The sequence below is a fragment of the Streptomyces sp. NPDC094448 genome, from assembly GCF_044763775.1.
GTDB lineage: Bacteria > Actinomycetota > Actinomycetes > Streptomycetales > Streptomycetaceae > Streptomyces.
Genome location: NZ_JBIWGU010000011.1, coordinates 20,320 through 44,364, shown reverse-complemented (window position 1 = coordinate 44,364; position 24,045 = coordinate 20,320). Strand labels below are relative to the sequence as shown.

At 70.3% G+C, this 24,045-nt stretch carries 19 protein-coding genes and 1 tRNA gene; 10 read left to right on the top strand and 10 right to left on the bottom strand.

Annotation, left to right across the window (positions count from 1 at the left end; translation table 11 throughout):
- Window positions 1-6: 6 nt before the first annotated feature.
- The 3 genes from ACIQ9E_RS21875 to ACIQ9E_RS21865 form a co-directional block, all read right to left on the bottom strand.
- Entirely contained in the window at window positions 7-1,503 is a 1,497-nt protein-coding gene (locus tag ACIQ9E_RS21875) for a PP2C family protein-serine/threonine phosphatase (protein ID WP_403709472.1), read from the bottom strand.
- A gap of 146 nt (window positions 1,504-1,649) precedes the next feature.
- Window positions 1,650-2,174: an FHA domain-containing protein gene (locus tag ACIQ9E_RS21870; RefSeq protein WP_403709471.1), complete on the bottom strand. Its 525-nt coding sequence runs from the start codon at window positions 2,172-2,174 to the stop codon at window positions 1,650-1,652.
- Between the two features lie 10 nt (window positions 2,175-2,184).
- Window positions 2,185-3,021 (bottom strand): DUF3662 and FHA domain-containing protein, encoded by an 837-nt coding sequence (locus tag ACIQ9E_RS21865; protein ID WP_130584985.1) that lies wholly within the window; start codon window positions 3,019-3,021, stop codon window positions 2,185-2,187.
- A gap of 652 nt (window positions 3,022-3,673) precedes the next feature.
- Between ACIQ9E_RS21865 and ACIQ9E_RS21860 the strand changes: the two genes are divergently transcribed.
- Window positions 3,674-3,760, top strand: a tRNA-Leu gene (locus ACIQ9E_RS21860).
- Between the two features lie 109 nt (window positions 3,761-3,869).
- On the opposite strand, the gene ACIQ9E_RS21855 is transcribed toward ACIQ9E_RS21860, so the two are convergent.
- The 6 genes from ACIQ9E_RS21855 to ACIQ9E_RS21830 form a co-directional block, all read right to left on the bottom strand.
- Window positions 3,870-4,016, bottom strand: a complete 147-nt coding sequence (locus ACIQ9E_RS21855; RefSeq protein WP_403709469.1) for a hypothetical protein — start codon at window positions 4,014-4,016, stop codon at window positions 3,870-3,872.
- Between the two features lie 653 nt (window positions 4,017-4,669).
- On the bottom strand, window positions 4,670-5,044 hold the full coding sequence (locus tag ACIQ9E_RS21850; RefSeq protein ID WP_403709467.1) for a hypothetical protein: 375 nt from the start codon (window positions 5,042-5,044) through the stop codon (window positions 4,670-4,672).
- The gene (locus ACIQ9E_RS21845) at window positions 5,041-7,464 is read right to left on the bottom strand and encodes an AAA family ATPase (RefSeq protein ID WP_403709465.1); all 2,424 of its coding nucleotides are present in this window, start codon (window positions 7,462-7,464) and stop codon (window positions 5,041-5,043) included. The genes ACIQ9E_RS21850 and ACIQ9E_RS21845 overlap by 4 nt, the downstream gene beginning before the upstream one ends.
- Before the next feature lie 242 nt (window positions 7,465-7,706).
- Window positions 7,707-8,297: a hypothetical protein gene (locus ACIQ9E_RS21840; RefSeq protein WP_403709463.1), complete on the bottom strand. Its 591-nt coding sequence runs from the start codon at window positions 8,295-8,297 to the stop codon at window positions 7,707-7,709.
- The gene (locus ACIQ9E_RS21835) at window positions 8,294-8,866 is read right to left on the bottom strand and encodes an RNase H family protein (RefSeq protein ID WP_403709461.1); all 573 of its coding nucleotides are present in this window, start codon (window positions 8,864-8,866) and stop codon (window positions 8,294-8,296) included. Before ACIQ9E_RS21835 ends, ACIQ9E_RS21840 begins: the two co-directional genes overlap by 4 nt.
- 206 nt (window positions 8,867-9,072) lie before the next feature.
- The gene (locus ACIQ9E_RS21830) at window positions 9,073-9,654 is read right to left on the bottom strand and encodes a hypothetical protein (protein WP_403709459.1); all 582 of its coding nucleotides are present in this window, start codon (window positions 9,652-9,654) and stop codon (window positions 9,073-9,075) included.
- A 199-nt stretch (window positions 9,655-9,853) separates the two neighbouring features.
- Between ACIQ9E_RS21830 and ACIQ9E_RS21825 the strand changes: the two genes are divergently transcribed.
- The 5 genes from ACIQ9E_RS21825 to ACIQ9E_RS21805 all read left to right on the top strand — a co-directional run bounded on the left by ACIQ9E_RS21825 (window position 9,854) and on the right by ACIQ9E_RS21805 (window position 18,389).
- Window positions 9,854-11,998 (top strand): hypothetical protein, encoded by a 2,145-nt coding sequence (locus tag ACIQ9E_RS21825; protein ID WP_403709458.1) that lies wholly within the window; start codon window positions 9,854-9,856, stop codon window positions 11,996-11,998.
- A gap of 17 nt (window positions 11,999-12,015) precedes the next feature.
- Window positions 12,016-13,638: a type I restriction-modification system subunit M gene (locus ACIQ9E_RS21820; RefSeq protein WP_403709456.1), complete on the top strand. Its 1,623-nt coding sequence runs from the start codon at window positions 12,016-12,018 to the stop codon at window positions 13,636-13,638.
- Window positions 13,631-14,821, top strand: coding sequence for a restriction endonuclease subunit S (locus ACIQ9E_RS21815; RefSeq protein WP_403709454.1), 1,191 nt, complete (start codon window positions 13,631-13,633; stop codon window positions 14,819-14,821). Before ACIQ9E_RS21820 ends, ACIQ9E_RS21815 begins: the two co-directional genes overlap by 8 nt.
- Window positions 14,818-18,078 (top strand): type I restriction endonuclease subunit R, encoded by a 3,261-nt coding sequence (locus ACIQ9E_RS21810; protein ID WP_403709452.1) that lies wholly within the window; start codon window positions 14,818-14,820, stop codon window positions 18,076-18,078. The genes ACIQ9E_RS21815 and ACIQ9E_RS21810 overlap by 4 nt, the downstream gene beginning before the upstream one ends.
- 122 nt (window positions 18,079-18,200) lie before the next feature.
- A complete protein-coding gene (locus ACIQ9E_RS21805; protein WP_403709450.1) occupies window positions 18,201-18,389 on the top strand; it encodes a hypothetical protein in 189 nt (62 codons plus the stop codon).
- Between the two features lie 413 nt (window positions 18,390-18,802).
- Here the strand turns inward: ACIQ9E_RS21805 and ACIQ9E_RS21800 are convergent, their stop codons facing one another.
- A complete protein-coding gene (locus ACIQ9E_RS21800; RefSeq protein WP_403709448.1) occupies window positions 18,803-19,027 on the bottom strand; it encodes a hypothetical protein in 225 nt (74 codons plus the stop codon).
- Between ACIQ9E_RS21800 and ACIQ9E_RS21795 the strand changes: the two genes are divergently transcribed.
- From ACIQ9E_RS21795 to ACIQ9E_RS21780, 4 genes are all read left to right on the top strand, one after another.
- A complete protein-coding gene (locus ACIQ9E_RS21795) occupies window positions 19,010-19,678 on the top strand; it encodes a cupin domain-containing protein (protein ID WP_403709446.1) in 669 nt (222 codons plus the stop codon). The two genes, ACIQ9E_RS21800 and ACIQ9E_RS21795, sit on opposite strands and share 18 nt — an antisense overlap.
- On the top strand, window positions 19,675-21,411 hold the full coding sequence (locus tag ACIQ9E_RS21790) for a histidine kinase (RefSeq protein ID WP_403709844.1): 1,737 nt from the start codon (window positions 19,675-19,677) through the stop codon (window positions 21,409-21,411). The genes ACIQ9E_RS21795 and ACIQ9E_RS21790 overlap by 4 nt, the downstream gene beginning before the upstream one ends.
- 79 nt (window positions 21,412-21,490) lie before the next feature.
- Window positions 21,491-22,162: a response regulator gene (locus ACIQ9E_RS21785; RefSeq protein ID WP_403709444.1), complete on the top strand. Its 672-nt coding sequence runs from the start codon at window positions 21,491-21,493 to the stop codon at window positions 22,160-22,162.
- 349 nt (window positions 22,163-22,511) lie between these two features.
- On the top strand, window positions 22,512-24,026 hold the full coding sequence (locus tag ACIQ9E_RS21780; RefSeq protein ID WP_403709442.1) for a DUF2252 domain-containing protein: 1,515 nt from the start codon (window positions 22,512-22,514) through the stop codon (window positions 24,024-24,026).
- The last annotated feature ends 19 nt before the right edge of the window (window positions 24,027-24,045 follow it).

Sequence of the window (24,045 nt, the reverse complement as noted above, 5' to 3'; positions counted from 1 at the left end):
GCTGAGTTACTGCTTACCGCAGTTCGAGGCCAGCTTCTGCTCCTCCTCCGAGAGGGTGGGACCCGGAGCGGGAGAAGCGGTGGTCGGCGGCTTTTCGGTGGTCTTGCTGTCGCCCTCGGCGGCCTTCCGCGCCTTTTCGGCTTCGGCGGCCTTGGTGGCCTGTGCGGAGGCCTCGCGGCGCTCCTCGTTCTTCCGGCAGGCGGTCGCCTGGACGGAGAGTTCGGCGATCTTCGCCTTGGCCCGGCCCAGGCTGTCCTGGGTGATCGTGCCCTCGACCTGCTTCTGCTGGTACGGCGGCAGGTACTTGAGTTCGATCTCGGGGTGGTCCTTCTTCACCTTCGAGAGCGACACCCAGCCCAGATCCTGGTCGATGCCCTGGAAGAGGGCGACGTGCCCGTCCTTGGTGCCGACGTAGTACTGGGTCTGGGTCCAGCGGTAGCCGCCGTAGAGCGCGCCGCCGACGACGGCCAGGGCGAGGGCTGCGCCCAGCGACCTGGTCAGCCACTTGCGGCCGGCCGAACGCGGTTTGTCGTAGTCGCCGTCGTACACATCGGCGTACGCGTCCTGGCTGCCGTCCGGGGCCCGGCCGCCGTAGCCGCCGCGGCCGCCGCTGCCGGGCGGGCCGAAGCCGCCCGCCGGGGGCGCCGGGCGGCCCAGGCCGGACGCCCGTCCGGCCGGGGTCTGCATGGCGCCGCCGTCGTTGAGCGGGTACTGGTTCTCGGCGACCGCGCCGACGACCACCGGGGTGTCGCTGAGCTGCCCCGCGAGCCCGTCGTCGGCCTCGGTGTCGAGGACGTCCGCGACGATGCAGGTGATGTTGTCGGGCCCGCCGCCGCGCAGGGCGAGCTGGATCAGGCTCTGGACGGTCTCCTGGGGGCCCTGGTAGCCCGCGAGGGTGTCCTCCATCGTCTGGTGGGACACCACTCCCGACAGACCGTCGGAACAGACGAGATAGCGGTCGCCGGCGCGGACCTCGCGGATCGACAGATCCGGTTCCACGTGGTCGCCGCTGCCCAGCGCGCGCATCAGCAGCGAACGCTGCGGATGCGTGGTGGCTTCCTCTTCGGTGATCCGGCCCTCGTCGACGAGCCGCTGGACCCAGGTGTGGTCCTGGGTGATCTGGGTGAGCACACCGTCGCGCAGGAGATACGCACGGGAGTCGCCGACATGGACCAGACCGAGCCGCTGACCGGTCCAGAGCAGGGCAGTCAGGGTGGTGCCCATGCCCTCCAGCTGGGGGTCTTCCTCGACCATGACGCGCAGCTGCTCGTTGGCGCGCTGCACAGCGGTGCCGAGGGCGGTGATGATGTCGGAGCCGGGAACGTCGTCGTCGAGCCCGACGAGGGAGGAGATGACCTCGGAGGAGGCGACCTCGCCGGCCGCCTGGCCGCCCATGCCGTCGGCGATCGCGAGCAGCCGGGGACCGGCGTAGCCGGAGTCCTCGTTGCCCTCGCGGATCATGCCCTTGTGGGATCCGGCGGCGAAGCGCAGAGACAGACTCATACGCACCTGCCCCGGGAAACCTGGATCGGGGTACAGCCGGTCTCTCGCCACACTGCCCACCCTCCGGTCGATGGCCCTGGCCCGCCCCGGTCCGCCGAGGGGTCCGCGGCTCGCTCGCTCCGCTCGCGCGCTGTCATGGGTCCTGTCTACTTCCGCAGCTCGATGACGGTCTTGCCGATACGGATCGGCGCGCCCGGCGGAATCGGCGTCGGGGTGGTGAGCCGGGTCCGGTCGAGATAGGTGCCGTTGGTGGACCCGAGGTCCTCGACGATCCACTGGCCGTCACGGTCCGGGTAGATCCTGGCATGCCTGCTGGACGCGTAGTCGTCGTCCAGCACGATCGTGGAGTCATGGGCCCGGCCGAGGCTGATCGTCTGCCCCTGGAGCGCGACGGTGGTCCCGGTGAGGGTGCCCTCCGTGACGATCAGCTTGGTCGGGGCGCCGCGCCGCTGGCGGCCGCCGGACGGCGGCGGCTGCTGCTGGCGCTGCTGCGGCGGGGCCGTGGCGGCCTGGCGCTGCTGCGGCCGTGGCTCGGCGCCGCGGCGCGAACCGCGCTGGGTGACCCGCGTACCGAACAGGTCACTGCGGATGACCTGGACGGCCACGATGACGAACAGCCACAGAACGGCCAGGAAACCCAGCCGCATGACCGTCAGGGTCAGCTCTGACATTGCCCCCGCTTCACCCTTCGGCTTGCCGGTAAACGATGGTGGTGCTGCCCACGACGATCCGCGAGCCGTCGCGGAGCGTAGCGCGGGTGGTGTGCTGCCCGTCCACCACGATGCCGTTGGTGGATCCGAGATCCTGGATCGTCGGGGGCGTTCCGGTCCGGATCTCGCAGTGCCGGCGCGAGACGCCGGGGTCGTCGATCCGCACATCGGCTTCGGTGCTGCGTCCCAGCACCAGCGTCGCGCGGGAGATCTGGTGGCGGGTGCCGTTGATCTCGATCCAGCACCTGACCTGGGCTCCGGGCAGCGGGCCCGGTCCGCCGGGCCTGCGGTCGGAGCCTACGGCCGCCAGGCCGGGGCGTCCGCCCGGGGGCGGCGTGGAGGGCATGGGCGGGGCGCCGGGAGGGCCGCCCGCGGGGCGGGACGGATAACCGGCACCGCCCCGGTCCGGGCCGCGGTCGGGCACCTGTGACGTACTCGACGCCAGGGTGCGGCTGCGGACCCGGTAGAGCCCGGTGTCGAGATCGTCGGCCTTCTCCAGATGGACCTTGATGGGGCCCATAAAGGTGTAACGCTGCTGCTTGGCGTAGTCCCGCACCAGACCCGCCAGCTCGTCGCCGAGCTGGCCCGAGTACGGGCTCAGCCGTTCGTAGTCGGGGGTGCTCAGCTCGACGATGAAGTCATTGGGTACGACCGTGCGGTCGCGGTTCCAGATCGTGGCGTTGTTGTCGCACTCGCGCTGGAGCGCGCCGGCGATCTCCACGGGCTGGACCTCGGACTTGAACACCTTGGCGAAGGTGCCGTTGACCAGACCTTCGAGACGCTGCTCGAAACGCTTCAGAACTCCCATCGGGCACCTCCTCCGGCGCTGCCGTCCTCATACTGCTTACTGATCGTATCCACGCGTCGGGAAATCGGCTGGTTCCCCTTGTCTGCCCCGTCTATGAGTGTCACCTCTCACACGGATCGTAGAGGCGGCTCGCTGCCAGTGTCCCGCACCCCGGGGGGACCGGGCAGGAGCGGGGCGGACAGCCGCCCCGGCGCACCCGCCGATCCTCCGCTTCCGGGCGGCGCCGGGTCCCGTGCGGGGCCGCCGGGAAGCCTTCCGCTTGGGCTCGGGAGACGGTCGGGCGCTGTCGGGAACCGGTTTCCCGGCCGTCCGGTCCTCCGCGGGACTCCGGGCCCTCTTCCCGGGCCCTGGGAGAGGGTTTCCCCGGGGGACCCGTTCCCTGTTCTCCGTACCGCATTCTCCGGGAGGGCGCGGGTGGTGCTCTCCGTGAGGGGCGCGGTCACGATCCGGCCCGGGTGCCGGCCGGGGCGCATCCGGCTTTCCGGGGCCCCGCGCCGGAACAGCCCGGCCCCGGGGGCGGGCCGTCCGGCATTCCGGCCGTCGCCGTCGCCGCCGGAAAGCAGTGTGAACCCACCCTCCCCAGCGTGCTAATCTTCTGATGTCGCCAGGCGAACGCACCGGAAGGGGCCGAAGCCGAACGGCAACACCCAATGCGCGGGTGGCGGAATAGGCAGACGCGCTGGATTCAGGTTCCAGTGCCCGCAAGGGCGTGGGGGTTCAACTCCCCCCTCGCGCACCAGGGGACACCGGTGAAAGTGTCCTTGTAGCACCGACGAAACGGTCGGCATCGTGATCACGATGCCGACCGTTTCGCTTTTCCCTGCTGGTCAGGCGGGGTGTGACCTCTCTCACGCAGCCGTCTCGGCCCAGGTGGCGAGCTTGTGTTTGTCGGCGTGGGCGAGCTGGAAGGCCAGGAGGATGGCCTGGGCACCGATGCGGCGGGTGCCGCCGGGCTCCAGGCACTCGTAGAGGGGGTCCTTGCTGAAGCCGTCCATGCACTTGATGGCGTTGCGGAGCCGGAAGCAGACGCGCTGCCATGCCGCGGTGCCGTACTGGAGGGGCTCTGCCAGAGCTGGGCACCGGCCTCGGGCGGGAGGTGATGGTGCGCTGGGTGCAGGCGGTGGGCGAGCCGGTGGGGCGGTGGCTGGGCTTGTCGGGGGAGAACGCGACGACCAGGGACGGGACGACGTCGGGGTTGTCCGAGCCGTCGGGCACGGTACGCCGTCATGGCCGGGGCCGCGTGCGACGACGCTTGTTGAGGCGGCAGCGGCGGCTGGAACGGGACGACTTCTCGGCGCGCAGGTAGCCGGTCGCCGGGTACTGCTCGATCGCGTCCATCGTGACTCTCCTCCAGGCCCGAGGCACCTGTCGCGCGACGTCCGCCAAGCAGCGGTCCGGCTTCGTGATTTCGGTCTTCGTGGGGCGGGGCGGGGTGGTCCCTTGATCTCGATGAGGCGCCCGCAGGCCTCGGAGCGGATGGGGCCTCGGTCGCACCATCGCCCGGTTCGTCGAACTCCGAGCCATGGCAGCCGTGTGCCCGTGTGCCCTCCCCGCAGTGCCGGGAGAGACAGCGCCACGGGCATGTGCCCCGTACCCCGCTGAAACAAGCATCCGGAAACCGGATGGTGTCGAACGATCAGTGGTCTGATCAGCGGACAATCTCCTGGACGAGCGCGTCGACTTCGACCCGCCAGGCCCTCACCTGTCCGTACGTGGGCCCGAGCTCGTACAGGTGGTAGTGGCAGCCCAGGCTGAGCTGGGCCCAGAGGGCCTTTGCACGCCGGGCCGTATCCGCCGGCGTGAAGGAGTGCAGGAGGAGCAGCTTGGCGCGGCCCGTGGTGCGGGACGAGCCGGGTACCGCGTTCTCCAGCACCTGGTTGACGCGCAGTTCCAGCGCGGTCCGCAGTGCGAGGCAGGCGCCGCGGTGCCTGCCGGCGTTCGTGGCGTCGGTGAGTTCGCCGTCGAGCAGCTGGTCGGCCGTCAGCAGCAGACCTTCGACGGTAGCGGGGGAACGAGTGGTCACGCGGTCACCTCCGGCTTGCGTACCTTCTTCGCCAGGTCCTCGACGTCCGAGACGAAGCGGTGGCGGTCGTGGATCGCGGCGCCGTCGGGGTGGGCTCCCCGCTGGCACCTCCGGATGAGGGAGTACGCCTGGTTCCCGTACAGGCGGCGTACCTCGGACTCGACGTCGTTCTCACGTCCCACGTCCCCGAAGAGGGCGAAGGCAGCGACCTTGCGGAACCTCTCCGCGCTGTCGATCGCGTCCTGGAGATCGTGTTCCGACCCGCCGGCGCGGTGGTGACGGATCCACGCGGCCTCCAGGAAGGCGTTCTCCAGGGCGATACGGCACAGGCCGGGCAGCACGTGACTGTACGTCTCGGGGGTGAGGCCCTGGGTGGAGGCGATGGCCCGGGCGTCGGCTACGGCCTGGGCGACCGGGTCACTGACGCGCTCGATCTTCACCCGGGACTTCTCACTCCGCGTGACCTGGAAGACCGTGACCGGCAGCTCCTGGTCGGTGAACGCCTTCTGCAGCCGGGTGTCATGGGTGAAGACGACGATCTGCCGGTGCCGGCCCATCTCGTACAGGACCTGGGCGAGTCCGTGCACCTTGGTCGGGTCCATGGACTGCACCGGGTCGTCGATGACGAGGAAGCCGAACGGGCTGTCGGCCGTCGCGGCCCTGGGCAGGAAGAGGGAGAGCGCGAGGGAGTGCAGCTCCCCCTGGCTCATGACGTCGAGCGCCGGGGCGTCCTGGCCGTCGACGGAGGCCGCCATGACGAGCTTCCGGACGTTCGCCCTCTCGCTGCCCTTCAGGCTCACGGCCGTGAGGTCGACGTTGCTCTCCTGCCGCAGGCGCTCCCAGATGCCCTGAGTGGCACCGGTGAACCGCTCCATGCGCTGCTCCCGCAGCTCGGTGGAGAGCGCCTTGAGCCAGCTCAGCGCCTTGCGAAGGTGACCCAGCAGAGGCTTGTCCTGTTCGACCTGGCGCGCCTTGTCCGCCCAGGCGGCGAGCTGGGTGACGAGCGCGCGCCACCGCTCGTCGCGCTCCTCCAGCTCGCGCACCGCGTGCCTCCTGACGGTGTCGCAGGCGGCGGCCAGGACCCTGGCGGCCTCCTCGGCGCTCCGTGCGAGCTCGACGGGGTCGGTGATCTGCCGGCAGGCGGCCCACGCCTTCCAGGGGCCGGTCAGGGGGCCGGGGATCCGCGCCGGGACTTCGACGAGGTTCTGAACGTTCCGTGCGCCCGTCCGCGCGGCGGCGCGCGCGTCCTCGGCCGCCTTCGCCTTACGGCGCAGCTCCGAGACCTGCCGGGACGCGCGGTCGTACCACTCCCGGCCGAGAGCCCGCTCCGTTCCGCACGCCGGGCACCCGTCGTCGTCGGGGTGCCGGTCGGCATGGGCCAGAGCCCGCTCCAGCAGGTCGGCGTGGAGCCGGGCGTTCTCGGCGTCGGTGCCGCGGAGGTCCTCCACGTCGGAGAGGGCGGTCCGCAGCCGCTGAACGGCCTGCCCCACCTCGGCCGGGTCGGGACCGCGTACGTCGGCCTCGACACGGAGTTCGGCGAGCCGGCTGTCATCGGCCGGGGGGAGACCGGCTACGAGGTGGTCGAGGGCGTCGAAGTCCGGCGTTCCGCTGGTGTCCACGGCGACCAGGGCCTGTACGGCACGGTCGTCGTCCTCCAGCTCGTAGAGGGCGCTCTTCAGACCCGGCAAGGCGTCCTTCGCGTCCTTCGCGGCGGCGGCAAGGGCCTTCTCCCGCAGGCTAAGCCTGTTGGTCGTGGTGGAGAGCAGTTCCATGCCGAGGATGGCGGCGATCGCGTCGTACCGCTCGGACGGCTTGCCGTTGAGCATGAGGTCGAGGTCGGTGTACGAGAGGAACGGCCGGTGGTCGGCGAGAGCCTTGTCCCAGCCAGCCTCCGCCAGGGGCACGGGTCCGTGGCCCGGGCGCTTGAACGTGGCCGCGGAGCTTCCGAACTCCCCGCTCGCCCAGGTACGGGTGAGGGTGCTGCGGCCGGTGTCGCCTTCGATCGCGAGCTTGACCTCGATCGCGGGGTCGTTCCCGTCATGGAGGTTGGACCAGTGGCCGCCTCGCGTGGCGTCCTGACCCGGCCGGTGGGCCCGGGCGCCGGTGAAGGCGGCCTCGACGGCTTCGGCGAGGCTGGACTTGCCGCAGCCGTTGCGGCCCACGACGAGGTTCACCCCGGGGCGAGGGCTGAGACCCAGCCGGGCACGGGGGCCGATGCCCCTGAAGCCGTTGACGGTGAGGGAGTGGAGGTAGACCCGACCGGGGAAGGCAGACGATGACGTGGTCTTGACCGTGTCGCTCTCGAGTGCCTCACGCAGAAGGATCTTGACCGGCTCGGTGAGGGCCGACTCGATGAGGCGCGTCGCCACCGTCTCGGCGAGGGAGAACTCGGTCTGCTGGTGCTGTTCCGTTCCGGTCACGAAGGGCCTCCTGCGCGGTGGTGCATGGGATGCGGCGGCGCCGTGCACCGCCTTCTGACAGGACGGAACGTTAGAGAGGAAGTGAACTTGGAAGATTCCTGTTTGCTGGTAACTGGGGTTATCAAGTTGTTGGTTTGAGACCTGCGCTCGGAGGTTCCTTTTCCTCTCTGTCTCTCGGCGCGACGAGGCCCAGCACCGGATGGTTCGACAGATCCGGACCACCAGTGCCAGGACGTCGTCGTTCAGTCGTTGCCGAGAGTGAACCCGAGTTCACCAGAGCGCAGTTCGGCCTCGGTCCGGGTGAGGCCGCCGCGGTGGGACACCTCCACCGTGTAGAACTTGGAGTCCTGAGGTATCCCCTCGATCTCGAACGGGAATTCGCAGCCCAGTGCGGTCTTCGTCCCGCCTCCCAGCTCGCCGGCTGCGACGAGAGTGCCGTCCGCGCCGGTGATGTTGACCTGCGCACCGCGGTGGATGTCCGAGTAGCCGTCCAGTCCGGCGCACACCTCTCCCTCTTCGAGGAGGGAGAGGGACGAGTCGACGAGGGTGAGCGTGCCGCTCGTGCTGAAAGTCTTCTCGGTGGAGGACTCGCCGCCGACCAGGGAGACGATCAGCCAGCAACCGCCCGTGACCGCGGCGCCGAGGACCACGCCGACGGCGAGGACCGCGGGGCGGAACAGCCGGGACCAACGCGAGCCGACGGTCGGCGCGTCGGGAACAGGGGGCGGCTCTTCACCCTCCGGCGCAGGCGGCTGCGGAGGTGGCGGCGGAGGGTGCGTGGGCGGCTCCGGAGGTGGCGGGGTGTGCGGAGGTTCTTCGGGAGGTGTGGTCATCGGGCGCTCCTACCGTCGGGGGTGCGGCGGTACTCGTCGAGCGCCGCCGCGGCCCACAGGGGTACGAGCCGCGGGACTTCGTCCGGGGGGACGGTGCCGCGTACGGTGCGCAGGCCGAGCTTGGCCAGGGAGTCGGCGGCCTCGTTCAGGGGGTTGCCGACGTGGGCCTTCTCGTGGACGAACGTCAGGTTCGGGGTGTACTCGACGCACATCTGGAGCTGGAGGAGGCTGGGCCTGCGCCCCTGGGAGCGCAGCCCCGTCTCGTACCCCTCCGGCATGCGGGTGCCGCCGTTCTGCCAGGCGCGGAGGTAGCGAAGTGCGTCGAGGCTGTCGACGCGCACCTCGACGGGGCTGCCGGGGCGTGCGGCGAGTACGGGCTTCAACCCCCAGTGGACCGCGCGTAGTTCGGAGACGGTGACGCGAGTGCGAGGGCGCGCGAGGTGCTCCGGGTAGAGATGGGCACGCAGTCCGGTGTGGCCGGTCGTGGCGAGGAAGCCGATGGCGGCGTGCTTCCTGCCTACAGAGGCGTCGGTGGCGAGGACGACCGGGCCGGGTACGGCCCTGGTCACCTGGTCGACGATGATCCCCCGTCGGCCACGGGGCGTGGAGCGGGGCGGATGGGCGAGCGGAGAACGGCGGCCCACGGTTCCTCCGGTTCGGGGCGGGACGGCTCGGGTGGGACGGGGCGAGGCGAGATGCGGCAAGGCGCGGTGTGCCGGGATGCGAGAGGACGGCCGGCGCAGGCCGTGGTGAGGCGGGAGCCGGGTTCGGCGGCTCAGCCGGCCTTCTTCCACGGCTGGCAGCCTTTGACTTCCAGGTACTCGCCCTTGTTGACGGTCACCCGCGTCTGCCCCTTGACGTTGTCGTTGGCGATGATCGAGGCGAACTCGCCGGAGGCGTCCTTGTGCCGGGCCCAGTAGCAGTTGGATATGAGGTCGTCCTCCACCGCGCCGTCGGTCCTGTACGTGCCGGCCGCGATGTCCTCGCCGACCAGGTACATGCCGTCCCCCTCGAAAGAGGTCGCCGGTCCGGGCTTCGCCGTCGGTGTCGGCTTCGGCTTCGGCGGGGGAGGTGTCGTCTGGGGGGCGGTCGTGCGAGGGGGCTCCGGCGCGGTGACGGTCGGTGCGGGCCGCTCTCCGTCCGCCTCTCCCACGCCGCCGCCGGAGCCGCCGATCGCGATACCGATGATCAACGCGACGGCCGCCGTCGCACCGTGGGTGAGCCAAGGCTTCACGCGGGACGGCTCCGGGGCGGACGCCGGCGGTGTCGGGGGTACGGGGCCCCAGCCCGCTCCGGGCGGAGGGGTGCCGGGCGGGATCGGAGGCGTGCCGGTCATGGTGGACTCCCTGCTGCTCATCGCGTGGACCTCACGCGGACGCTGTGATGAAGGGAACCTGCCATCTCCCAGCGAGATGAAATCTCTTAGGGCTTGGTAAGGGGGGTTATCAGGAGAAGAGACAAAAGATGTGCCTCCAGCGGTAGGCTTCTGCCTCACGTCGACGCGGCGGCTCAACCGGTGCCGCCTCGACGGACACGAATCCAGGGAGGGGAGGACGATGAGCGGTCCCGTGCCGGGCAGTGTCTCTTTCATCCTGTCCGAGACCCCGGCCTGGTGTATCGGTTACGCCGAGATCGCCGCCCTTGCCCAGGTGAAGCGGCCCGTCCCCACCACCTGGAGCCGTCGCCACCCCGACTTCCCCGCCCCGGTGACCCGCGAGGGCGGCAGCCCGCTCTTCGACGCCCGAGAGGTCGTGGACTGGCTGATCCGGACCGGCCGAGGCAACGCCGAGCCCCGCCGCCTGCGGGCCGAGACGGCCCTGCACACCCTCTCCGCCTGGCGGTCCTCCGGCCTTCCCGCCCCCGTCCTGGTGGGCGCGCTGACGGCTCTGATCTGTCTGCGCCAGCAGTACGACGCCCCCGTCGGAGAGCGCGCCTGGGCCGACCTCCTCGCTCAGGCCGCCGACCTCGACGCGGAGGACAGCTTCCTCCTTTCCGAGCTGCGGGCCCTCCCCGCCCCGGAGCGCCTGGGCCCGGCCCTGGGGGCACTCGCTGACGAACTGACCGAGGCCGCCTACACCCCCGCCGAAGCCTTCGGCTGGATCTTGGAAGCCCGCCGCCGCCTGGGCTCCCACGATCTGGCCGCCGACGAGCCCACCCCGACGGTGGCCCGCGCCCTCGCGGCCCTGGCCGGCGTCGGCACCCTGCCCGACGAGTCGGTCCTCGCGACCCCGTACGCCCACAGCGGCGACCTGCTTGCCGCCCTGCACACAGCCGCGCCCGAGGACTCCGGTCACACCTACCTCGCGGCCGAGGCCGACCCGGCCCTCGCCCGTCTCGTCCGGCGCCGGATGCTCGTTCGGGGCGTGTACGAGTTCTCGCTCGATGTCACCGAGGGCACGGAGCTGTCCACGGAGGACTGGGGCGACCCCGACGTCTTGGTCTGCGCGCTCCCGTACGAAGCGGGCGAGACCCGCAGCGCACGCCGGACGCTGGAACGGGTCCAGGACCTCACCGACTACCTCGGCGACGGCTCGACGGCGGTCATCCTCGGCCCGGCTGACGCGCTGGTCCGGCCTCTGCCCCGGCACGGCGACGCGGACCGGCTGCGCCGCTCCTTCCTCGACAAGGGCCTCCTCAAGGCGGCGATCAGCCTCCCCGACGGAGCCTTCGCCTACCGCCCCGGCTACCGCACCGCCGTCTGGATCCTGGCCCGCACGCCCAAGGACGAGCGCGCCGGCCGCGTCCTCCTCGCCGACTATTCCGCCCAGCCGCTCACGGAGGCGGTCCTGGACGTGCTCGCCGAGGACGTCACCATCTGGAAGGCTTCGGGATGGCGCGGAGACCGCCGCCACGAGCTCCGCCAGGCAGCTGTCGTACGGGCGAAGGACCTCGACGACCGGCCGGGTTCGGCCTTCACCCCCCAGCACCGCTCGCCCGAGGCCCGGTACACCAGGGCGGTCGTGGAACGCCCCGCCCGCATCGCCGACGTGGAACAGCACCTTGCCGAACTTGATGAGCGGGCGGTGCGCCGGGCCGAGGCCGACGGTCCCCTGATGAGCGGGGCGGTCCTCCGCCCCGAGGACCAGCGGGTCCGACGCACGACCGTGGGCCGTCTCCTCAAGGATCGCCGGTTGCGTCGCCGCCCGGGCCACCGCATCGACCCCGAGCACCTCACGGCCGACGGCCACTACGCGGTGATCGGACCGGAGGAGATCCTCGGCACCTCACGATTCGGCAGCCGTCGCATCGACCGGGGCCTGGTCCTCACGGCGTACGAGCACATCCAGTTCACCGAGCCCGGCGACCTCGTCGTCACCACCAGCCCGCGCTTCGGCGTCCACGTCGACACCGAGGGCCTGTCGGTCGTCGTCACCCCCGCCCGCATCCTGCGGGTCCACTCCGACGCCGACCCGCCGGTACGCCCCCGGGCCCTGGCGGCGCTCCTGCGGGCCGCTGCTTCCGACCACGTCCGCACCAGCGGAGCCGTACGGGCGTCGTACGGCATCGAGGACCTGAGCGTCCCCGACTTCGGGCGCGAGGAGCTGGAGCGATACGAAGCCGTGCTCGCCGACATCGAGCGCCGGGCCGAGCTGCTGCGGCAGCAGGCAGAGGCCCTTGACGACCTGGCCCGCATCACAGCCGCCGGCATGGCCGACGGCACCCTGACGATCACCCCGCACTTCCCCGACCCCGCCGGCTGAAGGAGACGACCCACCCCATGCCCCCGCGCAAGAAGAAGCCCACCGAGCAGGAGGAGCTGTTCAGCGCCTCTACCGCCAAGGAGATCCAGGCGATCCTCTGGAAGGCGGCAGACAAGCTGCGCGGCTCCATCGACGCCGCGCAGTACAAGGAGTTCGTCCTCGGCCTGATCTTCCTGAAGTACGTCTCCGACGCCTTCGAGGAGCGTCGCAACGAGCTGGCCAAGGAGCTTGCCGAGGACGGCATCTCCGAGGACCAGATCGGCGACTTCCTTGAGGACCGCGACGAGTACACCGGCGCCCACGTCTTCTGGGTCCCGGAGACCGCCCGCTGGTCCTGGATCGCGGCCAACGCCAAGAGTCAGGGCGTCGGCAAGCTTCTCGACGACGCGATGGACGCGGTCATGCGCGAGAACGCCGCCCTGACCGGCGTCCTCCCGAAGATCTTCAACCGCGACAACGTCGACCAGAAGCGCCTGGCCGAACTCGTCGACCTCATCAGCGACGCGCGCTTCGGCGGCACCGAGGACAAGCCCGCGCAGGACGTGCTCGGCGAGGTGTACGAGTACTTCCTCGGCAACTTCGCGCGGGCGGAAGGCAAGCGGGGCGGTGAGTTCTACACCCCGCAGTCGGTGGTCCGGCTGATCGTGGAGATCCTGGAGCCGTACAACGGGCGGGTGTACGACCCGGCGTGCGGCTCGGGCGGCATGTTCGTCCAGGCCAGCAAGTTCATCGAGGCGCACCGAGGCCGCGGCCACAAGGCCGATATCGCGGTCTACGGCCAGGAGCTCAACGAGCGCACCTGGCGCCTTGCGAAGATGAACCTCGCCATTCACGGCATCGACGGCAACCTGGCCGCCCGCTGGGGCGACACCTTCGCCGACGACAAGCACCCGGACCTCAAGGCCGACTTCGTGATGGCCAACCCGCCCTTCAACATCAAGGACTGGGCGAGGGACGAGAGCGACGCCCGCTGGAAGTACGGCGTCCCCCCGAAGAACAACGCCAACTACGCGTGGCTCCAGCACATGGTCTCGAAGCTGGGCGAGCGCGGCACGGCTGGCATCGTTCTGGCCAACGGCTCCATGAGCTCCCAGTCGAGCGGCGAGGGCGAGATCCGCCAGTCGATGGTGGAGGCGGATCTGGTGGCGTGCATGGTGGCGCTGCCGGCTCAGTTGTTCCGCACGACGCAGATCCCGGCGTGCCTGTGGTTCCTGGTGAAGGACAAGTCGCCGCAGGGTCCGAAGGGCTTGGCGGACCGGCGCGGGGAGATCCTGTTCATTGACGCCCGTGAGATGGGCGAGATGGTGGACCGCACGGAACGCGCGTTCACGGACGCGGACCTCGCGAAGATCGCGGGTGTCTACCACGTGTGGCGGGGGACGGAGTCTGCGAAGGCCGAGGGGCTGACGTACGAGGACGTGCCGGGGTTCTGCTTCTCGGCGGGGCTGGAGACGGTGCGGGAGCACGGGTATGTGCTGACGCCGGGACGGTACGTGGGGGCCGTCGAGGCGGAGGCGGAGGACGCGGAGGCGGTGGCTGCGCGGATCGCCTCGCTGACAGAAGAGCTGTTCGGGCTGTTCGAGAAGTCCGAGGAGCTGGAGAAGACGGTTCGGGAGCAGTTGGGGAGGGTCAGTGCCTGAGACGTCGACCATCGCGCAGCTCATGCATCAGGGATCCCTTACCTTCGGCGATGGATACCGCACGAAGAAGTCCGAACATGGACGGCCGGGGCTCCCGATCCTGCGGGTTGCGGAGGTACACAACGGATTCATCCGGCCGGAATTCTCCGACTACGTGAGTGACTCCTACCGGAGCGCCATGAGCGCGAAGATCTCTCAGCCTGGCGACATCGTCCTCACGACGAAGGGCACAGTTGGTCGCGTTGCGATTATTCCCGATGGTTCCCCTCAGTTCGTCTACAGCCCGCAGGTCTGTTACTTCCGCGTCAGCGATTCAGGCGCACTGGACCGCCGCTATCTCTACTACTGGTTCAAGGGGGCGGAGTTTTGGGGGCAGGCGGGGTACCGCAAGAGCCAGACCGACATGGCTGACTACTTGAACATGGCGGATATTCGCTCGCTTCACATCACTGTTCCTGATCGGGAGTTGCAGAATTCCGTCGTCTGCGTCCTCGGGGCGTTGGACGACAAGATTGCCGTCAACGAGCGCATTACCGGCGTGGCCGACCAGCTGTCCGCAGAGATCTTCCGGTGCGTGCTAGCGGGGTCTCCCGAGCGGTTTAGCGGGCAGGCATTGTCTTCTACTGCGGAGTTCATTAACGGCCGGGCTTTCACGAAGGGCGCCACGGGCACTGGGCGCATGGTCGTGCGGATCGCTGAGATTAATAGCGGTCCTGGTAGCTCCACCGTGTACAACGATATCGATGTGCCGGAGAAGCACCTCGCGCGGTCGGGAGACGTACTCTTCGCCTGGTCTGGCTCGCTGACCGTGACCCGCTGGTTCCGCCCCGAGGCGATCATCAATCAGCACATTTTCAAGTGCGTGCCCAAGAACGGTTTCCCGCAGTGGCTAGTGAGTCAACTGGTTCACCAGAAAATCGACGAGTTTCGGGCGATCGCTGCCGACAAAGCGACGACCATGGGCCACATCCAGCGCAAGCACTTGGACGAACCAGTACTAGTGCCAACACAAGAAGTTCTCTCCTCGTTGGATGGGCGGATCGCTCCCCTCTGGGAGAGGGCCCTACTCGCGGAGCGGGAAAATCTGGCCCTCGCCACCCTCCGCGACACCCTGCTCCCCCAGCTCATGTCCGGTCGCCTCCGCGTCCGTGATGCCGAGAAGATTGTCGAGGACCACGTATGACCGACGCCCCCGACGACAGAACGAACCACCGCCCCTACGAGGCCGACTGGGAGTCCCTCGCCCGCGAAGAGCTGGGCGAGCTCGCCTGGCAACCCGCCCCCGGCAACGAGTTTGCCCCCGGCTCCGGGTACCGGAAGTCCTGGGACGACCTGATCCTGTACCCGGACCTCCGCGACGCGGTCGAGCGGCTCAACCCGGACCTCCCTCCGGACGCCGTCCGGGACGCCGTCGGTATCGCGGCGACCCCGTCCTCCCAGGACACGTACGAGGAGAACCGCACCGCCCACGACTATCTGACCGCCGGCATCCGGTCCGTCACGTACACCGACGCCTTCGGCGCCGAGCACAACCCCACCATCCGGGTCGTCGACCTCGACAACCCGGACAGGAACGTGTACCGCGTGCTCAACCAGGTGACCGTCATCGACGGCGAGAAGCGCCGCCGCTTCGACGTCGTGCTGTACGTCAACGGGCTGGCGCTCGCCGTCCTGGAGCTGAAGCGCGCCGGCGACGAGGACGCGACCCTCCAGGACGCACACACCCAGGTCACCCGCTACGTGGAGGAGTTCCCGACCGCGTTCCGGTACAACGCGGTCGTCCTCGTCTCGGACGGCATCACCGCCAAGTACGGCACGCCCTTCACCCCGTACGAACACTTCGCGCCGTGGAACACGGACGAGTTCGGCGAGCGCGTCGCCCCGTTCTCCGCCGAGGGCATATGGGACTCGGGCCAGAACCTGGCCCTGCACGGCCTGTTCGCGCAGGACCGCTTCCTCGCCCTCATCAAGTCCTTCATCAACTTCGTGCCGTCGAAGCGGATGAAGCGCATCGCGAAGCCGCACCAGTACCACGCCGTCACCCGCGCCGCCGAAGCCGTACGCGTGGCAGCCGCGAGCGACGGGAAGGCCGGCGTCGTCTGGCACACGCAAGGCTCCGGCAAGTCGGAGGAGATGGTCCTCACCACCACCATGGTGATGAAGGACCCGGCCCTCCTGAACCCGACCGTCGTCGTGATCACGGACCGCACCGACCTCGACGACCAGCTGTACTCGACGTTCCTGGAGAGCGAGATCCTCCCGGAGGCGCCGAAGCAGGTCCTCACCCGGGCCGAGCTGCGCGAGGAGCTCGCGGCCAAGCGGGTGGGCGGCATCCTCTTCACGACGCTGCAGAAGTTCGGGCGGACGAAGGAGGAGAAGGAGTCCGGCGCGGACCACCCGCTCCTCTCCGACCGCCGGAACATCATCGTGGTCGTCGACGAGGCGCACCGCAGCCACTACGACAACCTCGACGGCTACGCCCGCCACCTGCGCGACGCGCTCCCGCACGCCACGCTCCTCGCCTTCACCGGTACGCCGATCTCCGAGGCCGACCGCAACACCCGCGAGGTGTTCGGCGACTACATCGACGTCTACGACCTCAAGCGGGCCGCCGACGACGGTGCGACGGTCAAGGTGTTCCACGAGAGCCGGGTCATCCAGCTCGTCATGGACCGGGACGTCGACCCGACGACCATCGACGAGGAGGCCGACCGGATCACCGACGGGCTCGACGATGTCGAGCGCACTCGCGTCGAGCAGGCCGTCGCCACGATGAACGCGATGTACGGCGCGCCCGCCCGCATCCGGGACCTCGCCGCCGACCTCGTACGGCACTGGGAGACGCGGCGGACGGCGATGCAGCCGTTCGTCGGCGTCTCCGAGACAGGCGGTGCGCCGGGCAAGGCGATGATCGTGTGCGCCACCCGTGAGATCTGCGTCAGCGTGTACAACGCCCTGCGCGAGCTACGGGAAGACTGGCACAGCGACGAGATCGACAAGGGCGCGATGAAGATCGTGTTCTCGTCGAACACACGCAAAGACAGTGACCGGCTCCTCGCACACGCCCTGAGCGACAGCCGCCGGAAGGCCGTCATCAACCGGGCCAAGGACCCGGAGGACGAACTCCAACTGCTCATCGTCAACAACATGCTGCTGACCGGCTTCGACGCGCCGCCCGTCCACACCATGTACCTGGACCGGCCGCTCAAGGGCGCGGGCCTGATGCAGGCTCTGGCCCGCGTCAACCGCCGCTTCCGGGGCAAGGAGGACGGCCTCCTCGTCGGGTACGCACCGCTCACCGAGAACCTCCAGCGGGCGATCGCCGAGTACACGGACGCCGACCAACAGGACCGCACGCTCGGCCAGGACCTCGACCAGGCGCTGGACGAGCTGCGCAACGAGTACGACATCCTGAACGACATCCTGCGGGGCTTCGACTGGCGGGCCCGGCTGGACATCCCCTCCAAGACGGCGTTCATCGACGCTGCGCTCCGGACCGCGAACCACCTCCTCGACCCGGCCACCGCGGGCAACAACCCCGAGGCGCTCGACGATCCCCGGCAGACGCTCGGCCGGCGCTACCGCGAGCACGCCCACCGCCTGGAGCGCTTCTATGCGCTCTGCGGCAGCTCCACCGACATCGGCGAACGCTTCCCGGACCATCCGGCCTGGCGGCGGGACATCCAGTTCTTCGTCGAGGTCCGCGCCTACATGGCGAAGATCGACGCGATGAACCGCGAGGCCCGCGGCCTTCCCGTCGCCCGCGATGTCGAGCTGTACCTGGCGCAGCTGACGTCCTCGGTCGTCGAGACCGGCGGAGTGACCGACCTCCTCGCCGAGGCCGGCCTGGAGACCGCCGACCTGACCCACCTCAACGAGGCGCTCGCCGCGAAACTGCAGAACAGCGAGACCCCGCACCTGGCGGCGGAGGCCCTGCGGCGGCTCATCGAGCGGAAGATGCGCGAGGTCACCCGGCATAACATCGTCCGCCGGACGACCTTCTCAGAGCGGCTGCAGGACCTCATGGTCCGGTACATGCGGCAGCAGTGCACGAGCGCGGAGCTCATCGCCAAGCTCGTGGAGATGGCCAAGGAGGTCATGGAGGACGCCCGCCGCGGTGAGAAGTTCGAGCCGCCGCTGGACTGGCGCGAGCTTGCCTTCTACGACGCGGTCGCCGACCACGGCACGGCCCGCTCGGTCATGGGCGACGAGGTCCTGGCCTCCATCGCTCGCGAGCTGGTCGCGGAGGTCCGCAGCAAGCTCAAGCCGGACTGGATCGCCCGCGAGCCGGTCCGCGCCCGGCTCCGCAGCGCCATCAAGCGCCTCCTGGCCCGCCGTAACTACCCGCCGGACGGGACGCCGGAGGCCATCGACCTGGTACTGAAGCAGATGGAGCACTTCGCCAACGAGTGGTCCACGAACGGCACTGGGGAAAGCTGAGCCGAGAAGAGAACGCACGGGCTGGTGCGAGTCAGGAGAATCGTTTCGCACCGGCCTGTGCCGTCTCCTGCAGCGATGGAACTCTCCACAGGATCTTGTGGCTTCGTGTACGAACTCCTGCGTTGAGCGTCCATGTGGAGTCGTCCACGAAGTCGCAACTGGGGGAGTTCGCCATGGAGCACGCGACCATGCGAGCGGCGGTCGTCGCCGCGCTCGTCGACGTCGAAGCACTGCACGACAAGCTGAACAGACTGCTTGCCGATATCGACGGGACCGAGACCGCTGTCGATCTCGGTCGCCAAGGTCTGTGACCCAAGGCTCAGGTCTCGCTGCTGTGGAGCAGAGTGAACCATCTTCCGGGCGTCCGAGCCCTGTTCGAGGCCACTGCCGAGTGCCCCGACGAGAAGATCACCTTCGCGGAGGTCCTGCAGCGCTCCGGGCTTGCGGCCTGACGTCCGTGCGGTGCCTCGCAGGGGGGAGGTGCTGGGCCAACCAACCACCAGATCCGCCGGTACCCGTGATCGGCCCTCCGGCCAAGGCGGCGGGAAAACGGCGGTACAGCGCCGGAAACGATCTCGAGGACGCCCGCATAGTCGCTGACCAGCGCGTTTCGTCGGTACCCCACCAGAGGGCATCGCCGGTTGCCGACGGCGTGCCTTGTCGGTGATCCCCGCTTTGTCGGTGATCGCCGCGGCCGCGGTCCGTCAGCGTACTGCCGTGCACTTCACCAGGCGGGGCGCAGCGGGGGGACCGAGTCGCCTGCGAAGGTACGGATGATGGCCGCGAGTTCGGCTCGCGGGACCTGCCGGCCGGCCTCGTGGAGTTGGTTGGTCAGCTGTGACTCCAGCTCGTGCAGGATCCGTCCGGCTACGGCGAGGTGCTTCAGCGCCTTGTCGGTCAGTACGACGAGCTTGCGCCGGCCGCCGGCGGGATGGGGCCGGCGTTCCACGTACCCCCGCTTCTCCAGGTCGTCGATGGTCTGGCCGGGGTCAGCGAGAGCGAGCAGCGGACGACCAAGACGCCCGCCGCTTCGATGTTCGGCCTGGCGGCCCCCAGCCAGGGGAGCGCCGAGGTCAGCACCTGGCGGGTGGAGATGGCCGCCGACTCGGTCACGCCGGACCACATCATCGACCGTGAACAGGTGTGGATGCCGCTGTCGGGCGAGTTCGAGGTCGAGGTGGAGGGCGAGGCCGGCCGGGCCAAGGCCGGACAGGCCGTCGTCGTGCCCGCCGGTGCGGTGCGGAAGCTGAAGGCCGTGGGCGGCCCGGCGGAGGCGCTGGTCGCCATGGCCGTGGGCGGCAAGGCGATGATCCCCGGCAGCGAGGACAGGATCCCGCTCCCCTGGCCGAGTGAACCTCTCCGAACCGACGAAGGACAGGCACGAATCCCGAGTGAGCAGTGGGCGGCGCCGCGCGCTTCCGGCTCTGCTCGCCATAACGGGGCCGCCGGTGCGGGTGACGGCGGTGTCCTCGAAGGGCCGGCCGGTCGCTTGTCGGAGGGGCTTGGCCGGGGGCGACGTTCGTTGTTGCGGGGCGGGACGAAAGGGGGACGTCCGCGTCGGTGCGGTGTGCTTAGGGTGCCGGGGTGGAGGTGGCGATGAAGTACGGGGCGGAGAGGCTGCGGCGGGGCTGGGGATGGCTGATGGAGCCCGATCCGTGGTCACGCCGCCGGCCCTGGACGGAAGCGGGGTACGCGCTGCTCCTGGCGGCGTCGGCGGTCGGTATCGGGCTGCTGTTGGACAAGGCTTCCGCGCTCTGGCTCGGCCTCTTCGGAGCCGCTGTCGTGGTGCTCGCCCTGCTGCGGCGGCGCTATCCGGCGACGGTGTTCCTGGTCACCAGTGCCTGTGCCGGTCCGCTGGCCGCCGGAATGCTGGTGCTGACGGCACTCGCCTGGTCGGCCGGGCGGCGGATCGAAGCGTCCGGGCGGGCGCTGGCCACGTTCGTCGGTTCCTATGTCGTGGTCAGCCTGGCCGGGCTGCCTGCGATACGCGACAGCGGCTTCCCGCCCGTCTGGGGCCTGGCGCTGGGCGCCCTGGTCTATCTCGCCCTGGTCATCGTGCCGGGTCTCGCGGGCCGCTATCTGGCGCAGCGGCAGACGCTGCTGGACACGCTCCGGGAGCGCAATGCCCAGTTGCTGTGGGAGAGCCGGATGGTGGCGGGGCAGGCGCGGCTGCTGGAGCGGCAGCGGATCGCCCAGGACATGCACGACAGCCTCGGGCACCAGCTCGCGCTGATCGCCGTGCATACGGGGGCGCTGGAGGTGGACTCCGAGCTGACCGGCCGGCAGCGGGAGGCCGTGGGGGTGCTGCGGCAGGCGTCCGTGGGTGCGATGCACGAGCTGCGGGAGGTCGTCGGCATCCTGCGGGAGGACGAGCAGCCCGGAGCGGCGGCGGCCGACGAACCCGGGCGGGCCGCCCGGGGCACGGCCGGGGTGGAGGCTCTGGTGGCGGCCGCCCGGGGGGCGGGCCGGAATGTGGCGCTGCGGCACAGCGGGGAGCGCCGGCCGCTGGCCGCGGCGGCCGATCATGCGGCGTACCGGATCGTCCAGGAGTCGCTGACCAATGCGTACAAGCACGCTCCGGGCGCGGCGATCGCGGTGGAGCTGCGGTACGAGCCCGATTCGCTGGTGGTGGAGATCGTCAGCGGTCCGGCGGAGCCCGGACGGGCGGGGGAGGTCGTCAGCGGGGGGCAGGGGCTGACCGGGCTCCGGGAACGGGCGCGGCTGGTCGGTGGCATCGTCCATGCGGGCGCCGCCGACGGGGGCGGCTTCCGGGTGGCGGGAGTGCTGCCGTACGGGACGGGCGAGAAGGCGCCTTTCGTTGCTCCGCAGGACGACTTTCCGCGGCAGTCCGCGGACGTCTCCCCGACCGATGGTGTTCCGGCGATGAACTGGAATGTCTCGGGACAGGAGCCGGTGATGGGCGAGATGTACGGACCGCGGGCGCCGCGGCGCAGCACGCTGGGCGGGGTGGGCCTGGGGTGCGGCATAGCGCTGCTGCTGGTGCTGGTCGTGGGGGCCGTGGTCGCGGTCGGGGGGTACTTCCTCATCACGTCCGCGGACGACAACCTGGTGAGCCGGGAGCGGTACGACGAGATCGCCCTCGGCGCCGCCGAGGAGGATGTACGGAAGGAGATGCCGTCCGGGGACTCCTTCTGGTCCTACGGCGTCGACGACGCCAAGGGGCACCCGAGGGAGCCGGTGAACTCCGACTGCCTGGTGGTGGTCTCGGACGAGACCAGCGACGATTTCGACCGTGAACCGGTGTTCAGGTTCTGCTTCCGGGACGGCAGGCTGATCGAGAAGACCGCGTACGAGGTGACGGTGGAGCTGTGAGGTCGTGCGGCGGGCGTCGTCCGGGGTGGGGCGGACTAGGGTCTTCCTTTCGGGCGGTGTGACGGTGAGGACGGGACATATGGCGGGGGAGCGGATCCGGGTCGTTATCGCGGACGACGAGCCGTTGATCAGGGCCGGTATCCGGATGATTCTCACCTCCGACCGGCAGATCGACGTGGTGGCCGAGGCGGCGAACGGCCGGGAGGCGGTGGAGGCCGCGCGTTCGTACGGAGCGGATGTGGTGCTGCTGGACATCCAGATGCCGGTGATGGACGGGCTGACCGCGATGGCGGAGCTGCGGCAGGTGGTCCCCGGCACCAGGGTGATCATCCTGACCACCTTCGGTGAGCGGGAGAACGTCCTGCGGGCTCTGGAGTCCGGTGGTGCGGGCTTTCTGCTGAAGGACACCGCGCCCGCGGAGCTGATCGCCGCGGTACGGGCCGCGGTCGCGGGTGACGCCTATCTCTCCCCCGGAGCCACCCGGCACGTGATCGACCAGCTGGCGACGGGCCGGGCGGCCGGCCGGGCCGAGCAGGCCAGGGCCCGGATCGCCCAGCTGAGCGCCCGGGAGCGGGATGTTCTCGGTCTGCTCGGTGAGGGGCTCTCCAACGCCGACGCGGGCCGTCGGCTGCATATGAGCGAAGCCACCGTGAAGACCTATGTCAGCCGGATCCTGGCGAAGCTGGAGTGCGATAACCGGGTTCAGGCGGCGCTGCTGGCGCGGGATGCGGGGCTCGGTCTGCAGGAGTGATGCCGGGCCGGTGGCTGCCGGTCGGCGGATGGCCGGTGTTTCACGTGAAACACCGGCCCTGGGGTCCCCTTGCCGGGGCGGGCGGCTCCTGTCGAGCCCCTCGACGGATGCGTATACGTCGCGGTGTCCCTCGTCGGGCAGGTGCGCGCGGTGTCCGGCACCGGGCCTGGTGCCCGTCGTGGCGACCGCCGGTGCCGGAGCGGCGGAGGCCGGGTGATCGGGGCGCGACCGGGTCTGGGAGCGCCGGGGGACATGGCGGTACGGTCGGGGCGCCGGGAGACGGATCCCGGCCGTCGATTCCGGCCGTGGATCCGGTGTCGGGGGTACGGAGTGGGGGAGGCGGCGCGCGATGGGCGGGGCTGAGACGGTGACGGCAGCGACGGCGGGGGTGCCTGCGACGGGCGGGGCGCGGATCCCGGCCGGGGTGTTCCCGAGCGGTGCTGTGCAGGACGGTGGCGTGCGGATACCGGCCGTGCCCGGGTTCGCACCGCGCGGCGGGGCGGCCGACGGGGTCGGCACCGGCCCGAAGCACAGGGGGAAGGCGCTGCGCGACCGGGTGCCGCGGTCCTCCCATGCGGCCCTGGTCCTGCCCGCCGGCCGCCCGGATGCGGTGGCGGCCGTGGAGCAGTCGAGTCTGGGCCGGGTGCCGGAGCTGACGCCGATCCGGGTGGGGCGGATGGCGGCCTCGCCGTTCGCCTTTCTGCGGGGTGCGGCCGGGCTGATGGCGCACGATCTGGTGGGCACACCGGTAACGGGCGTGAGCGCCCAGGTGTGCGGTGACGCCCATGCGGCCAACTTCGGTCTGTACGGGGACGCCCGGGGCAAGCTGGTGATGGACCTCAACGACTTCGACGAGACCGTGCCCGGTCCCTGGGAGTGGGATCTGAAGCGGCTGGCCGCGTCCCTGGTGCTGGCGGGGCGGGCCGCCGGTGCGGACGAGACGGTCTGCCGCAGCGCGGCCTTCGACGCCGTGGGCGCCTACCGCCGCACCCTGCGGCTGCTGGCGAAGCTGCCCGCACTGGACGCGTGGAACGCGATCGCGGACGAGGAACTCGTCTCGCACACCGCTGCCCGCGATCTCGTGGGCACGCTGGAGCGGGTGTCGGAGAAGGCCCGTAACAACACCAGTGCCCGTTTCGCGGCGAAGTCGACGGAGGCCGTGCCGGAGGCCGAAGGGGGCGGACGGCGGTTCGTCGACGCGGCCCCGGTGCTGCGCCGGGTCCCGGACGCGGAGGCCGCGGCGGTCGCCGGTGCGCTGGCGGAGTATCTGACGACGGTGGCGCCGGACCGGCAGCCGTTGCTGGCCCGGTACGCGATCCACGATGTGGCGTTCCGGGTGGTGGGCACGGGCAGTGTCGGCACCCGCTCGTACGTGGTCCTGCTGCTGGACCACCGCGGCGATCCGCTGGTGCTCCAGGTGAAGGAGGCACGGGCGTCGGCGCTGCTGCCGTATCTGCCGGCCGTCGGGTTCCCGGTGCCGGACGCGGAGCACGAGGGGCGGCGGGTCGTACTCGGGCAGAAGCGGATGCAGGTGGTCAGCGATCAGCTGCTGGGCTGGACCACGGTCGGCGGACGGCCTTTCCAGGTACGGCAGTTCCGGAACCGGAAGGGCAGCGTCGATCCCGCCGAACTCTCGCCCGGCCAGCTCGACGACTACGGGCGGATGACGGGCGCCCTGTTGGCGCGGGCCCATACACACAGTGCCGATCCGCGGCTGCTCGCCGGCTACTGCGGACGCAGCGAGGAGCTGGACGAGGCGGTGGCCGCGTTCGCGGTGCTGTACGCGGACCGTACGGAGGCGGATCACGCGGCCCTGGCGGCTGCGGTCAAGGGCGGACGCATCACGGCTGAGCAGGGAGTGTGACGGGAGCGGGCGGTGCGCC

Coding starts and splice junctions, on each gene's coding strand:
- ACIQ9E_RS21855 (WP_403709469.1), bottom strand. CDS start 4,016: ATGGACGGCTTCAGCAAGGACCCCCTCTACGAGTGCCTGGAGCCCGGC.
- ACIQ9E_RS21780 (WP_403709442.1), top strand. CDS start 22,512: ATGGGCGGGGCTGAGACGGTGACGGCAGCGACGGCGGGGGTGCCTGCG.
- ACIQ9E_RS21875 (WP_403709472.1), bottom strand. CDS start 1,503: ATGAGTCTGTCTCTGCGCTTCGCCGCCGGATCCCACAAGGGCATGATC.
- ACIQ9E_RS21840 (WP_403709463.1), bottom strand. CDS start 8,297: ATGACCACACCTCCCGAAGAACCTCCGCACACCCCGCCACCTCCGGAG.
- ACIQ9E_RS21830 (WP_403709459.1), bottom strand. CDS start 9,654: ATGAGCAGCAGGGAGTCCACCATGACCGGCACGCCTCCGATCCCGCCC.
- ACIQ9E_RS21790 (WP_403709844.1), top strand. CDS start 19,675: ATGAAGTACGGGGCGGAGAGGCTGCGGCGGGGCTGGGGATGGCTGATG.
- ACIQ9E_RS21810 (WP_403709452.1), top strand. CDS start 14,818: ATGACCGACGCCCCCGACGACAGAACGAACCACCGCCCCTACGAGGCC.
- ACIQ9E_RS21870 (WP_403709471.1), bottom strand. CDS start 2,174: ATGTCAGAGCTGACCCTGACGGTCATGCGGCTGGGTTTCCTGGCCGTT.
- ACIQ9E_RS21825 (WP_403709458.1), top strand. CDS start 9,854: ATGAGCGGTCCCGTGCCGGGCAGTGTCTCTTTCATCCTGTCCGAGACC.
- ACIQ9E_RS21865 (WP_130584985.1), bottom strand. CDS start 3,021: ATGGGAGTTCTGAAGCGTTTCGAGCAGCGTCTCGAAGGTCTGGTCAAC.
- ACIQ9E_RS21820 (WP_403709456.1), top strand. CDS start 12,016: ATGCCCCCGCGCAAGAAGAAGCCCACCGAGCAGGAGGAGCTGTTCAGC.
- ACIQ9E_RS21795 (WP_403709446.1), top strand. CDS start 19,010: ATGGGGCCGGCGTTCCACGTACCCCCGCTTCTCCAGGTCGTCGATGGT.
- ACIQ9E_RS21785 (WP_403709444.1), top strand. CDS start 21,491: ATGGCGGGGGAGCGGATCCGGGTCGTTATCGCGGACGACGAGCCGTTG.